Source organism: Sphingobacterium sp. N143, assembly GCF_030325625.1.
Classification (GTDB): Bacteria; Bacteroidota; Bacteroidia; order Sphingobacteriales; family Sphingobacteriaceae; genus Sphingobacterium.
The window spans coordinates 1-15,498 of sequence record NZ_JACAIS010000007.1 but is presented as its reverse complement, the minus strand read 5'-3'; the positions used below and the strand labels follow the sequence as shown (position 1 = coordinate 15,498).

The 15,498-nt window shown below is 42.5% G+C and carries 8 protein-coding genes; 3 read left to right on the top strand and 5 right to left on the bottom strand.

Annotated elements, in window-relative coordinates; genetic code table 11:
* Nucleotides 1-10: 10 nt before the first annotated feature.
* Entirely contained in the window at nucleotides 11-1,615 is a 1,605-nt protein-coding gene (locus HX021_RS13890; RefSeq protein WP_286591005.1) for a beta-N-acetylhexosaminidase, read from the bottom strand.
* A 580-nt stretch (nucleotides 1,616-2,195) separates the two neighbouring features.
* On the opposite strand from HX021_RS13890, the gene HX021_RS13885 reads away from it, so the two are divergent.
* Both HX021_RS13885 and HX021_RS13880 read left to right on the top strand, forming a co-directional pair.
* Nucleotides 2,196-4,430: a glycoside hydrolase family 2 protein gene (locus HX021_RS13885; RefSeq protein WP_286591004.1), complete on the top strand. Its 2,235-nt coding sequence runs from the start codon at nucleotides 2,196-2,198 to the stop codon at nucleotides 4,428-4,430.
* Between the two features lie 126 nt (nucleotides 4,431-4,556).
* Nucleotides 4,557-4,829, top strand: coding sequence for a hypothetical protein (locus tag HX021_RS13880; protein WP_286591003.1), 273 nt, complete (start codon nucleotides 4,557-4,559; stop codon nucleotides 4,827-4,829).
* A gap of 91 nt (nucleotides 4,830-4,920) precedes the next feature.
* Here the strand turns inward: HX021_RS13880 and HX021_RS13875 are convergent, their stop codons facing one another.
* From HX021_RS13875 to HX021_RS13865, 3 genes are all read right to left on the bottom strand, one after another.
* The gene (locus HX021_RS13875; protein ID WP_286591002.1) at nucleotides 4,921-6,690 is read right to left on the bottom strand and encodes a RagB/SusD family nutrient uptake outer membrane protein; all 1,770 of its coding nucleotides are present in this window, start codon (nucleotides 6,688-6,690) and stop codon (nucleotides 4,921-4,923) included.
* Nucleotides 6,691-6,762: 72 nt separating this feature from the next.
* Nucleotides 6,763-10,065, bottom strand: a complete 3,303-nt coding sequence (locus HX021_RS13870; RefSeq protein WP_286591001.1) for a SusC/RagA family TonB-linked outer membrane protein — start codon at nucleotides 10,063-10,065, stop codon at nucleotides 6,763-6,765.
* 365 nt (nucleotides 10,066-10,430) lie between these two features.
* Entirely contained in the window at nucleotides 10,431-12,437 is a 2,007-nt protein-coding gene (locus tag HX021_RS13865) for a beta-N-acetylhexosaminidase (protein ID WP_286591000.1), read from the bottom strand.
* 322 nt (nucleotides 12,438-12,759) lie between these two features.
* Here HX021_RS13865 and HX021_RS13860 point away from each other — a divergent pair, with 322 nt between their 5' ends.
* Nucleotides 12,760-14,883 carry an ATP-binding response regulator gene (locus HX021_RS13860; protein ID WP_286590999.1) on the top strand — a complete coding sequence of 708 codons (2,124 nt, stop codon included), beginning with the start codon at nucleotides 12,760-12,762 and terminating at the stop codon, nucleotides 14,881-14,883.
* Nucleotides 14,884-15,258: 375 nt separating this feature from the next.
* Here HX021_RS13860 and HX021_RS13855 read toward each other — a convergent pair.
* The coding region (locus HX021_RS13855; protein ID WP_286590998.1) for a hypothetical protein at nucleotides 15,259-15,498 on the bottom strand (240 nt) is incomplete at its 5' end.

Sequence of the window (15,498 nt, the reverse complement as noted above, 5' to 3'; positions counted from 1 at the left end):
ACTTTTCTAGTTAATTGGGATTATCGATATACTTTTTCGGCGATTGTTTGATCACTACTGGTTCAGGGTTGCTGTCCATAAATGGATCAAAATAATAAATCCCCTGCTCACGGTACAAAGACAGATGTTTCTTTAATGTGTTTGCAAACTGATCGAAATCGCGTTTGCTACCAGGTGTCCATGCTGCTTCAGCCAAAGCCGCCAACCTTGGAAATACAAGATAATCCAATCGATTGGTATTGGTCACCGTTTCGGTCCATAGATTGGCCTGAATACCCAGTATCTGTGATTTTCGCTTCCCTAAACTATCCAGTTGGCTTCCGGCGAAATTATAGACATCGCGTATGGGATTGAATCCCTTCCCCCATTTACGGCCATACTTATGATTTTCTTGCTGCACAAAATCAAAATACATAGGTAGACGCGGGGTCAGGACGGTCGGGTAACCTTGTGCTAAAATTTTGTTCAACTGTTCGGGCTTATCATGGCGCCACCACATCATGACGGTCTGATCTTTGGGAAGGTTTGCCGTTACCATTTCATCCCATACGATGACTTTGCCGTTGATTCTGCCAACGGAATCAGCCATTCGGCGGATAAAATAGTCCTCCACATCTTTATTGGATTTTAAGCCCTGATTCTTTTTTAATTTTTGGATCTCACCATCATTGTTCCAAGCATCGCTGCCAAAAGCGACCTCATCCCCGCCCAAATGAATATAGACAGAAGGAAACAATGATTTCACCTCACGTAAAACGTCCGTCAAAAATGTATAGGTAGAATTTTTTGCTGGATGAAAGGTAAAGTCGGGATGTTTTTCATTACCACCGCCCGATAAAAAAGGATAAGCTCTGTTTGCTGCCGTAGCATGTCCTGGCATATCGATCTCAGGGATAACCTCAATATTCCGCTCTGCGGCATAGGCGATGATTTCATTGATATCCGCCTGGCTGTAATATTGCACGCTGGCATACGGATCAAGATAGTTGCCGATCCCCCCTATTTGGGTCAGCCAAGGATATTTTTGAATGCTCAAACGCCAGGCCGGTTCATCCGTCAAGTGCCAATGGAACTTATTGAGTTTGTAAAATGCCATCCAGTCCAATAGCGATTTTACCTTTTCCTTTCCGAAAAAGTGACGGGATTCATCCAACATAAATCCGCGCCACGCAAACTGAGGCTTATCCACAATTTCGAGCGTATGGAGGCTCAAGGCATTTCTTTTGCGTTCGGCGGTAGAGAGCAACTGATCAAGACTTGAGCATGCGTTGATAACACCGGCTTGATCAGCCGCATATATAGAAATACGCTTTGTGTCAACCTGGAGACGATAGGCTTCATGCTCCAATGTCCTATCCTGTTTCACAACAATTTTTGCTGCATCCTGCTGAGTCAAATAGCTTGAAATTCCGAATTGACTTAACATCAATTTTTGCAGGTACAGCATGGATGAGGAAAAAGCAGCATCCCCAACAAGCCCAATCTGGTTGTTCAATAGCAATTTCTCCTGGCCAACTTGATAGGTCAGCGGGCGGGGAATAATTTCCACTTGCGACCGAGCTCTCTGGGATAGCGATAGTATGACAGACAATACAATGATTAATTTAAGTTTCATATCTAAATATTATTGATAAGTGTTGGTTTTCATTGGTATCAATGACCGCGTTACACTCGGTTTGTTTATTTCACGAATCACTTCTCAGGGCATTCATGCTCCTGTATGATCATCAGTTTTTGTGCTTTGCAACTGGGTCATTTCATTTGATAATGAACTTTTTAGCCTATAGCAATATGCTAAAATTAATTTAACAATCCAGTACAATCCCTATCATATCTTCTTCTGTTATGAATACCCTATCATGAACACCCCTCTTTCATTAAAATACATGATATATTGTTAGGTTTTCATCGATTCATCTCCTTGGTGATCCATCACCGCTTACAATGGTAAATAAATTATAAGTTATTGCTGAAGACAAAAAACACTCAATCGTTTGCGCAAGATTCGAAAACGTTGTAGTGTATTTTGTACAAACAGACAAATAAAGAAACAATAACAAATATTTAAAACAATTAAATAATCAATAATTAATATTATTGCAAAATGATCTAATCACTGAAAAGCGGTTCTTTAGCGAATGTTTTTTTGTTAGTTATATTTGGCATCACAAGAGGATATCCTAATTTATAACCGTATGATCAAAAAGATTTTTTATACCCTATTTTTCATCGGAATGTTTCTGCTGGAGCTGCAGGCTCGAACAGTTATTCCCTTCAATTCAAACTGGGCATTCAAAAAAGGCCCCTTCTCTACTTCAGCATTTGACTTAAGCTCAACGTTTGAGGGGAAATGGCAATTGGTGAGCCTGCCCCATACCTGGAATGCCATAGATATGCAGTCCAAAGCTATCAGGCCTGGAAGTTTAGGGAAAAATGAGCGTTTCTATGTGGGTGACGCATACTACCGTAAGACATTTGTACCCACAGCAGACTGGAAAGGCAAACGGATTTTTATCCGCTTTGAAGGTGTTAATACCAACACGGAAGTGTATTTAAACAACAAGCCTCTGCCAGCAAAAAAAGGTGAAAATGATATTACCTTCGATAATTCTCAACGGAATGGTCACTATAATTTTGTCGGCAGACATCAGGGCGGCTATTCAGCATTTGTTTTCGAATTGACCAGTATGCTTCAATTCGGCGTTGAAAATGAACTTTTGGTGAAAGTAAACAATGAAGCAACTCCTCAGGTTATCCCAGTCAACCATACTCTTTTTCCGATGTACGGTGGCATTTACCGCCCTGTTGAACTGATTGTTACAGATGAAATCAATATTGCCGTAAACGACTTTGCGTCAAAAGGCATTTATATCACGCAAAAAAATGTATCCAAAAAAGCTGCTGATATTGGCCTAAAAATAAAAGTAGACAATAAATCAGGTAAAAAACAAGCGATTGAACTGGTGACCACCATCTTGGAAAAAGATGGAACTGTGAAGGCCAGACACCGTACAGCCTATACTTTATTACCGCAGGGGCGTCAAACCATATCACAACAAATTCCGGTCAAAAACCCACATTTATGGCAAGGATTGGATGATCCTTATCTTTATAAAGTCGTGACACAGATAAAAAAAGAAGGGCTGGTAGTGGATGAGGTTACTGCCCCCTTGGGTTTGCGTAAATTTGAATTGCGTACCGGTGAGGGTTTTTTCTTAAATGATATCAAGTATCCGCTTTATGGCGTATGCCGTCATCAGGACCGTTTGGGCAAGGGATCAGCGCTCAGTCAGGCCGATCATGACGAAGATCTCGCCATTATTAAAGAGATGGGCGCTACCTCCATCCGGTTGGCCCACTATCAACAGTCGGAATATTTTTATAGTCAATGTGACAGCATAGGACTTGTCATCTGGGCAGAAATTCCATTTGTCAATCGTGTGACAACATTCGAAGATAATAATGCCCAACAGCAATTGAAGGAGTTGATCCGACAAAATTTCAATCATCCCTCCATCTATATCTGGGGTTTGCACAATGAGGTATATTCACCTTCGACCTACACCGTTGAACTGACGACCAAGCTTAATGATTTAGCGAAATCCGAAGATCCTGACCGTTACACCGTCTCAGTCAGCGGCTATAATGTGGTGGACCATCCGGTCAACAACAATGCGGATGTGCAAGGTATCAACCATTACTTTGGCTGGTACAATGGCGAGCTCGAAAATAAATCGGATAAGGCCGATGATGTAGCATCCTGGGCACAGCGTATCAGTCAACAATTCAAAGATTATAGGATTATCTTCTCTGAATATGGAGCTGAGGCCATCCCGGAAGATCAGGCTGAAGAAGTGGGGAATTTTGGCAATCAATGGAGCAATCCTTCATTCTTTCCAGAGGAATATGCGACAAAATTCCATGAAATCCATTGGGGAGTCATATCCAAAAGCCCCATTTTCCTAGGATCATATGTATGGAATACTTTTGATTTCGCCACACCGATTACAGCACTGAATGTGAACCCGCGAAATTACAAGGGATTAGTCTCCTTTGATCGAAAATTAAAGAAAGACGGCTTTTATTGGTACAAAGCAAACTGGAGCAAGGAGCCTGTGCTTTACATTACACAACGGCGCATGATCAACCGGGGCAATGAAATCACTCCGGTCACCATCTATTCAAATCGTGGCGAACCCACCTTGCTCGTCAATGGAAATGCCATTAAAGGAGTACGAACAGGACAGACAGCTGTACATTATATCTTCGATAACGTTAAGTTAAAATTGGGTAAGAACATTATTGAGGCAAAAATAACACAAAAAGATGGCCAGCAATTGACGGATACCATTGAATGGAATTACGATCCATCTTATAAACAAGATGCCTCGGGTCCTACTAAATCAAAAACAGAACATGTAGGGCTATAGACCGATGAAAGTGGGCCATTTACCGAAATTGTGGGCCGGTTGGCCTAATGACCATCGTCGGGACAGACGGAGCCAGCTATCTTTGAATCAACAAATCAGCAATAATAACATTAAAAGATAGACATCATGGCAACTAAAACAACATTGAACAGCAAAACAATCACTCAAGGTCTTCAAGATCTATTTGATTCCTTTTTAAACTCACGTGTGAAAATCTCTGGTAAACATGGGCGAGAGTACCTCAATATCTCCCTGCTACTTACCGTGATCATTGGATTTATCTTTCCCGTAGCACTCGGCGTGGTCATCCTTTTGAGTCTGGTCGCAGGCATCCAGATCTCCATCTTGCAAGAGGAGAAAAAAGAAGATACAGCTGCTCAGACCATTGAACTAAAATAATACAGCATAATCTGGCCTAAAAATAGGAGGCCCACCAAGATGCACATGTGCATCTTGGTGGGCCTCATCCTATTATTCCAGTATCGTAATCCTATTCTAATGTAGGATTGAAATCTCCGCCCCAGTCCTTATTTTGTTTGATACTCGGATTCTTATCAATAACAGATTGTGCTATTGGAAAGAAATAGTACGTATCAGGAACAATATTGACTTTATTGCCTGTACTTGGCACTTGTAGCACCTTGTATTTGAACTGATTTTCCTTCAGCTGATAGGTTTTTGCCAAACTCGCAGCTGCAGTTAAGTCCATTTCTGTTCCATTTGCATTCACAGCAATGGCTTCGATACCTTGCTTTGTTTTATTGTTCAGCACATCCAGCTTGCGCAATCTACGGAGATCCCAAAAGCGATGACCTTCAAAACAGAACTCGATATTACGTTCGGCTAATATTGCTTCCCGCATTTCGGCTTTATTTGCCGCCACAATACCATAGTTATTGTCACTACCAGCTTCGATACCTGCCCGCATCCGGATCTGTTTCAATATAGACATGGCTGTTGCCAGATCGCCGGTCTCATTTGCTGTTTCTGCATAATTCAACATCACTTCAGCGTAACGCATCAGCACAAAATCAACGTCATATTGTGTCTGGACTTGTGTCTGTCTTAAAGAAAGCTTCGAGTTTTTTAAGATAAAAAAGCCCGTATACCGATCCCGGTTTGAAGAAGTTGTTCTGGCATTTGGATTCTCCCCAAAATCATCAAGCGGGTCAGCGATGCCTAATGAAGTATACAGCCGCTTTCCGGTTTTTCCAGACACTTCATACATTTTGCCATTCCAAACGATAGACTTGTCAAAACGTGGATCACGATTTTCCCAATATGACTGTAAGAATTCCACATCGGTTTTATAATATTTCCCCGAACGGTCATTATACAATTTGCCATCCTTCATCGGGAACTCTTTGACAAAATCCCAGGTAGGGACAGCGCTGGCTGTTCCCCGGCTTTCAGATCCCGGCCGTACACCATTGTCCCAGTTAGCCACCTTATTCGGGTAGGAATTGATCACTGCAAATACCACTTCAGGGCCTTTTTCTACCAAAGCAATATTGTAATAATCGGCTGTCAGACTATAACCCTGCGCTTTTAATTGTTCGTATGCCAATTTATTGACCGCATTGGCCTCTGCCCAATAGGCATTTCCGTAGGGATTGGACGGGTTAAACTGTGGGGAAGCTTTATAAAGTAGTACCTTAGCCTTAAATGCCAATGCGAAATTGCCATCAATACGACCATAATCGGCAGCACCCTTACCGATCGTCATCGGTAAGTAGGCAATCGCCGCATCCAGATCTTTCACCATCAGATCAAAACACTCCTTTGTCGAATTGCGCGGAACTTTCAACTCGTCAGTTTCCAGGTCCTGGGGCTTGGTAATATAAGGTACCCCACCATGATGCTTGACCATCTTGAAGTACATAAAGGCACGCATAAAAAGAGCCTGGCCCAGCATGGTCTTTTTCGTTGCATCATCCAGTCCCGTGCTTTCGCCCACCTTTTGAATCGCTGTATTGATCTTACGCATTGTGGTATAATCCCAAGCTTTATACGTTGTGCTATTGACAGTCACGGCATTCAACGCAAAATTGATCCCTGCCAGCTGCTGCGAGTTGTTGTCAGCAGCGCTATTCCAATTTTCAAAAAGAGTATACAAGTTGGCAAGATAGGCGTTGACAAGGTTGGGGTCATTCCAGACCTTGTCCTCATTGACCGAGTTGAGATCCTCAATATCCAATACATTTTTACAGGATCCTGTCGTCAGTAACAGGGCAAGTAAAGGGTAAAATATTTTTTTCATAACTATACAATCTATTTTTTCAACAACGAACAATCAGGAGCTGGCCTCATGATGATCATCATTCATCTTCAATTAAAATTTAACATCTAAACCCAATGTAACGGTTTTCATTACCGGATAGGAATCATACATTTTTTGCTCAGGATCATGAAACTCTTTCATGGGTGAGAAAACAAATAAATTGGTTCCATTCAAAAAGACGTTGACACTTTTCATCTTTATCCTTTCCATGATGGACTGTGGCAGCGTATATGAAATGTTCAGATCCCTGAGTCGCATATAAGCACCATTTCGGATCCAGAATGTGGAAGATGCCGCACCGGCTTCCTGCCAGTTATAGCCTACCGGCCGCGGGTATTGGGCACCTGGAGTTTCAGGCGTCCAGACATCAGCGGTCCAGATCGGGTAATAAGGTCTAAAGGTATCGCCATGTTGCCGCATTCCGGGCCCCTCCTGATTGCTGATCACACGGTCATAAGCTAACACCCCCTGAAATAATGCTGACACATAAAATCCTTTCCAGCTTGCGTTAAACCCAAAACCATAGTTTATACGGGGTGTATTATTCTCAGACAGCAGTTGCATATCATTATCATCGATAATGCCATCAGGCTGATCCGAATAATTTTGACCACGGATATCCTTATAAAGGATCATACCAGGGTAAGGATCACGGCCATAAGTTTTGAATCCCTTCTCCTTCAATGCCTCTGCTTCAGCCTGTGAACGTACCAGCCCGGCAGCTTCCAAACCAATGATCCGATTTTCAGGTCTTCCGACTTTAGAGCGAAAATGCTCCCTTCCCCCCACGGCATAAGACGGCTCTTCATCAAAAATATCCCATCGGTCTTTAGCATAGCCCATATTGGCATTCAAACCATAAGAAACCGCTCCTATTTTATCATTCCAGTTTAAGGAAACCTCTCCGCCTCTAAAGCTTCTGGCAGCATAGTTTTCAGGCGCCAGCGCTCTACCATAATTATCGGGAACTTTGATCCCACGTGCGCCAAGGATATCCGTTTCCTTGCGGATAAAGCCATCCAAACTACCGGTCAATTTATTATTCGCAAATCCAAAGTCCAAACCGATGTTATAACTCGTGGACTTCGTCCAGGTCAGGTTCATCGTCGGATTGTCCAGGTAAGTCAGTCCCGTGTAATAAGTATCGCCAAAAATATACCCAGGCACTGCGGTCTTCGTACCCGTACGGGCAGTAATGACAGAACTATATTTTTCCATAAATGAGAATGGCGATATCGGGTAGCCGTCAATATCCACAAAGTTACCCGAACTACCATAAGAGGCCCTTAATTTGAGATCATTGACCGTATTTTTCAGTGCGGAGAAGAAATTCTCATCCGACATACGCCATCCTAAGGACATGGATGGGAAAAATCCCCAGCGCTTATCATTCGGAAACAGCGGTGAGCCATCGTAACGGAATGAAAACTCAGCCATATACTTATCCCCATAATTATAATTGGCCCTACCGATCACCCCCCTCCGGGAATCTACCAGTTCGAAGGCATCTGTGGATCGCATATTTCTATCGGTCGGGTAGATGTACATCTGATCCAGGGGAATGACCGGGTTTTCCGCACGGGAGGTGATATTTGTCGTTCCGGATTTGAACTGTTCATATACAACCAAGCCATCGACTGAATGCTTTCCAAACTTGCGGTTATAATTTAAGAACCAATCGACCTGATATTGCCATTTTCGTTGTGGATTATAGTCCATAAATGGTTGCGCCTGGCTGAACGTGAATATATTCACCCGATCTTCAGACGGGGGAGCTGGAATAAAACGATTTCCATCGGGATCCAGGGATGTAAATGTGTAGTTTTTCTGGAAGCTCATATACCGCTTGCGTAAATAATCTTCAGCCACATAACTTCCCACCAGCTTTGTTGACAGGCCTTCCACCAGTTTATCCAGTTTTAGATTGAGCGTCATGATCGGATTTACCTGGCGTACCTTACGATCAATATAGCGGTCGCCGATAACCTGGTCGATCACATTCCAGGCCTGCCAGCTTCCCATCGGGGTCTGCACGGGGTAAGCTGTTGGCGTGTTGCTCGGTGTTCCGTCGGCCGACAGATAAAAAGGATACATCTTAGGCCAGTTGAACGTCACGCGATAAAAATCCGACACATCAAAATCATCATCATTGGCCGAGGTACTGAAAGGCCAAAAGAAGCGGTTAGAATTCGTCTGATTGGCAGAGATATTGAAATCCATGGTAAACGCATCGCTTATCTTGGCTGAAATATTGCTCCGCAAATTGAATTTTTCATGCTCCAAAGATTTATAAGATCCATTTTCTTTTCTATAACTCAGCAGGGCATAGTAAGTGATTTTGTCACCACCGCCATTGACGGCGATCGACTGGCGGTGACTAAAAGGATTCCGCCAGATGACATCATTGGCATTATAGTTTTTATCTTTAAAATAGTCAAATTCAAGCTGCCCATTTGGAGCCTCCCATGGCGTGCTCTTGCTTCCCTGCTCCCAGCGGAACTGGGAAACCCGATTTTGATAAGTCAGCTCATCTGTAGCCGTTGTCAGGTTGGCCAGCAATGTCTGTGTGGGGGAACTGAAGGAGTAATTGCTCTGTACATTGAAAACCGGGGCCTGCGAAGTTCCCTTTTTGGTAGTCACCAATACGACACCATTTCCGGCTCTGGTACCATACACGGCTGCAGTTCCGGCATCCTTCAAGAAACTCATCTGATCAACCTCATTGGCTTCCAAGGCATCAAATGCAGCCTTATCCCGCACAACGCCATCGATGACATATAAGGGCTCAACAGATGCACCCCGAATGCGTAACGAAGAAGATGCACCTGCCATGCCCGATGTATTGGTCACATTCACACCTGCCGCCCGACCAGCCAGTGTATTGGATAAGTTGGATGGCGAAATATTCTTTAATTGTTCGGAATTGACTGCGGCTACTGCTCCTGTCAGATTTCCTTTCTTTTGCTTACCATAGCCTACAATGACAACCTCTTCTAACGCCTCGGTATTGGAAACCATCGTGACAGAGACATTTCCACTGCCAACGGTAACCTCTTGCGCTAAATAGCCCTGATAATTGATGACCAGCAGATCGCCCGGTTTGGCCTTAATGCTAAAAATACCCTTCGCATTTGTCGAAGATTGCACTGCTGTTCCTTTAACAGTAATGGTAGCACCGGCGAGGGGTTCGCCTTTGTCATTTTTCACAGCACCTGAAACCTGTTGTTGCCCAACACGAAGATCATGTGGTGTCGAAGCAAGGCGCTTTGCAAGTAAAGGAGAGGAACATAAAAGACAAAGCCCTAACAGACTTAATGGCCTTGCTTTTACATAAAAAAGATAGTTCTTTTTCATAATTAAGATGGTGGTTTAGATAATAGTTTATAACAATTACTAAAGGTTTATTGGTGCGCTATCTTTTATTAAAAAATAACAAAAGACAACGTAATATCAAAGGAAATTAAATAAAAGATTCTGTAAATCAAACTATTTTTTCACCTTTTTACGAAACCTCATTCGAAAATTATCAAAATCAATGCAAGCTTATAAAAAATCACTCCATCAACTTGCAAACCAGCTTTTTCTGAAAATAACATTCGGCTCAACATGAAACAGCGCTTTGATTCCACAAAAAAACAGCTATCAAAGCAGCTGTTTCTTATGGTTATCTTTTGTGTTATATACCGAGAAGTCTAGGCGCTATTCAACGATCATTTTATTCAGCGTTCTATTTTATTAAAAGGTATTGCTGGGGATAGATTGAACGTAAAATTACCTTTCGAATCTGTCCCACCCACTGCTCGAACACGCGCTTTAACTGTATAGGTAGATTGTGCGTTATAATCTTTTACAGTAAAATTGTAATAAAAGGGTTTGATCTTATTTGTACCTCTAAATTTATCTGCCAAGGCATGATGTCTGTCCGTATCAATAACACGGCCATCCTGCAACAATTGTACGCCATCGATTTCTAAAAAATGCTGTCCATCAACAAAGAAAAATCCAGCTTGGGCCCTACCGTTGGCATAGATTTTTTCACTGACATCAAACGTAAGCATGCTGTATTCTTCTTTAACATCATCACGATTCCAATGACCGACAATGTATCCTCCAGGCCGATAATAATCAATACGCATGGAATCCAGTCTTGGTAGGTTGGCTTGGAGCCGATGATAAAAGGCCTGGTAATCCTTATCAGCTTTGGCTGCCCAACCAATTTCAGCGACGGCCAGCAAACGTGGAAAATTCTGTACATTCATATCTTTGATATCCTGCGCCAATGCAGTCCACATATTCCCTTGCACCCCTAATACCAACTTGTCCTCAGCAGGACTAAGTCCATTGGACGGGTCAAACTCATACACTCTTTTCAGCGAATTGATCTGTGGATAAGCCAAGTCTGTCATTGTTCCATCATTTCGGTCTGCCTGTGTAATATCAAAATACAGATGGGAAGCAGGAGTCGCCACGGCCTTGAAGCCATCCTTGGTAGCCTCTTTGATCGCTTCTTCTCCCAGCCAGCTCATAATGGCTGTATTTTTGGGTAAATTGCCTGCATCTGCCAGAATATCATTCCAGCCAATAGGTTTCTTCCCTTTCTGAACGATAATCGCCGAAACCCGCTGTACAAAGTAGCTCTGCAGGGCTTTCACATCTTTAATCTGATGCTGTTTCATAAAATCTTGTACATGAGCCTCTTTTTCCCAAAGGTCATGACGCACCTCATCGCCGCCAAAATGAATATAACTTCCTGGAAACAGCGCTGCTACTTCCGTCAATACATCATCCAAAAACCGGTAGGTCAGCTCCTTTGTCGGATCCAATGTGTTGGGCGTAAACTGATTGCCCCAATATCCCCAGGAGGATACGAAAGGAAATATATGGTGCGGGTACGAGTTCTTATTTACCCCCAGCTCCGGATAGGCTAATATGGTAGGCCATGAATGCCCCGGAACATCAATTTCAGGAACGACCGTGATGTGGCGGTCCTGGGCATATTGAACAACTTCTTTAATCTGCTCTTGTGTATAAAAGCCACTGCGTTCAGCAGGTTGATTTTCCGTGTGATGAAAGACGGTAGCATTTTCTGAAGTCAGCTTAGGATATTTCTTAATCTCGATCCGCCATCCCTGGTCATCGGTCAGGTGCCAATGAAATGTGTTCAGCTTATACAAAGCCATCACATCCAGGTAGCGTTTAATGGTATTGACATCAAAGAATGTACGGCTAACATCCTTCATATATCCCCTCCAACTGTAGCGCGGATAGTCTTTGATCACTACAGCAGGAATGGTCCAGCCCCTTTCTCCTGCCGGGCCCAAAGCCTCAATAGCCGTTGGAAGAAGCTGCCGCAAGGATTGTGTCGCCAGAAAAAGCCCCTGTTGGCTCCGCGCGATCACAGTTACCTTATCATTGGACACCTGCAATAAATAGCCCTCCTCACTCGGCACATCTAATTTTTTGTCCAGTACAAATTCAATACTGTTTGAAGCTTGTTTTTTTACTGGTAATGGATATGCTGTTGCCCGTCTTATTCTGTCAACAAATAGACGTACATCTTCTATAGTGCAGTTTTTAAAAGCCAAAGCAGTCTGCCCATTCAATTGGAACCGTCCACTACCTTGTTTAATTTCCTGTGGCCTTGGGATGATATCTATTCCAGTTTGTGCCCACGCCCCCTGCCAGACAAGCAGCCCCAACAATGTAGAAATAAGGATTTTTTTCATCGGTTTAAATTTGTTTATAATGACGTCATTCATGAACCTACCCAGATGACATCTTTCATCAGGTCCGGTTCTCTTTGATTTATGCCTGATATCTGCTTATGCCAAGAGCATGGGGCAGGATCAATCTTAGGTTTGTTGATGCAAAATAGAAAATAAAAAACGATCCATCGATTCAAATGGTCAATCAAACGTTTGTGTAAGATTTTTAAAAAGTAGCTATTTATTGACATCCATAGGCTATAGATTCCATTTTTAAGTCTTAAATTTGAAGTCCATAAACAAAATAGGCTATCATTAACTTATTGGTTGAAAGAACAATAAAGTGAAAAATAACAAAAAAATATTCATCTTCAGAACGGTTTTGATTGCCTTTCTGATTCTTTCTTTCGTGTATATCTGTTCGATATTCACCTATCAATATATTGAATATCAAAAAACAGAAGCCCGTCTCAATAAAGCTTATGGCTCAAAAAATCAGCTTACGACCTTATTCTATAAGCTGTTTTCATCCTACAACGCCGCGGGGAATGCATTTCGGTTATACACCGTTGACTTCAGTTCTGAAAATTTAGCCGACTATACCAAAAATCTAGATACACTACGGTTTTATATTGATTCACTTTCCTCCTTGTCTACCAAAGAGGGTATTTCGCTATCAACAAATAATTCATTGGAGCAAAATATTCATTTATCTGACGAATTTGCAAAGATTAAACAATCTGTTGATAACATGCTTTTCCTGGCAAAAGATTCACTGACTCTTCTCACAAAGACCAATCGTACTATTCGACCTGCAGCAAAAAAAATACACGCTGATTCTATTATCAACAGGATTTTGAGGGACACAGCTCTCAATGTCAGCACAAAGGATACCATTGTACGAAAAAAAGAAAAGCTTTTCACACGTATCTTTAGGGCTAAGGATGACACTTTGGTTTCAGATCGATTTGAACAACAGTTCAATATCAACCAGATTAACGCGATACATAATCAAGTACAAACTTTGATCGAGCAGAACGAGTCCTTCTACAAACAAGATTTCAATAAAATCCGGCATTCTTTTGCCCAGCTTCAGCAAAAGGAAAGGCAGCTTCTGCAATCCAACTATGCATTGTTCAGTACCATCAGTACGGCCTTGATCAAAATTAAGACCACCGAAGATGAAAACTTAAGGGCCGCAGAAATACAGGATTTTGCGCTTTATAAGGAGAACTCATCGATTTTTGGAAAACAGGTTATTGCTTCGCTCATCCTGATGATCATTATGGTCGCTCTTTTATTGTACTACCACTACAATACAGTCATCTATGAGCGTAAAATTACAGCAGCCCGGGATTATGCATTGAAGGCTGCAAAGGAGAAAACCAGTATCTTGGCCAATGTAAGCCATGATGTACGTACTCCAGTCAATTCATTGGTCAGCATCATTGATTTACTAAAAGACAATGCGTCCAACAACCGGGTTAATCCGGCGTTATTAGATACTATTACACAAGACATTCATGTCATCAATGAAACGGTTGAAGATATCCTCAATCTGGGCAAACTTGAATCGGGCATGCTCGAAGTGAAAGAAGAATACTTTTCACCGGCTCAGCTCCTGGCCAACTTGGTCAAAATGCAACAAGGACAGGCCGATAAGAAAGGACTGAAGCTCATCAACCATATTGATATAGCGCCCGATATCCTGATCAAAAGTGGTGCCTACCGATTACGTCAGATTGTCTCCAATCTGCTTAGCAATGCCATTAAATATACGGCAAAGGGAGAGGTAATGGTCAAAGCATATATCACAAAAGACACGAAACCATTACTCCATGTGCAGGTTATAGACACAGGAATGGGTATTCCTGCAAAAGACCAGCAGCATATTTTTGAACAATATTATATGACTGATCTCAAGTCCAAAAATAGTTTTGGTCTGGGTTTGCACATTTCCAAGCTCATGACAGAACAGCTCCAGGGCAAATTAACTGTCAAAAGCCAAATCGGGAAAGGATCAACCTTCAGTTTAACGATTCCGGTTACTGGCGAAAAGAAAGATAGCAGGAATACCCTATCGTTGGATAAGTTTTCCAAGGACTTACATTTTGTCATTATTGACGATAATCCGATCAACAACTTATTTGTAAAACAGGCCTTGCAGTATTTCAATACGGTGGAAGTTTATCAAGACGCCCAATCTGCGATGGAATATCTCAAGAAAAATACAGTAGATATTGTCATTACTGATCTCAAAATGAAAGATGCAAGTGGTTGGGATATCCTCCATATGGTCAAAGATCATATGGGTGCAAATGGCCCCAACTGTAAAGTGATCGCATTAACCGCTGATGAAACTTTAGTGAAGGGAACACCCGAGGGCCAAGCGTATCAATTTGATGGGGTGATGATCAAACCATTTGATCCGGCAGCTCTTATCCCAATCCTCTCCATGATCTCGTGATTAAGCGAACTCTGCCCTATTCCAATTAACACAGATAACAAGATCTAAAACAACGATTCAACACACGATCGTAACAGAGCCTATCCGTTTTGTCTAGCGATCTGTTTACAGGCATAAGAATAAAAGATCCCCCGGATGGTGTTCCTATCAGTGATCAAGAACAAGACAAGAAACTCACTACCTTAGGCCTTATCCCTTCATAAAGTGCTCAGGAACCTATCAGACCTTAGAAGAGGTTGATATCACAGCATATCAACCCAGCAATAGCCATACTCGGCCACTTCTACGCAGCCAATACAACGATTTCCCGATGGGGGACATCCCATAGCATGACTTATCGCCTGAGGAACGCTGTAAAATATAGGCACAACAGTGTCATAGCAACAAGCAAGCAATAAACCTAGTGGTTGCTTTCCATATCGTGCAGTACTGGGATAGTGCTGCTGTTAATACAGGCCACCAGTTCATCCCTGTCCACTGCTCCACTGGCACTGCCCCCAAATCAAAACTATCCCAACGCAAGAAGCCCTTGACTGTCTCCAGCAAGGGCTTCTGTGTAAAAAAAGGCACCGACCTACTCTCCCACCTGTTACGGCAATACCATCGGCTCTGGCG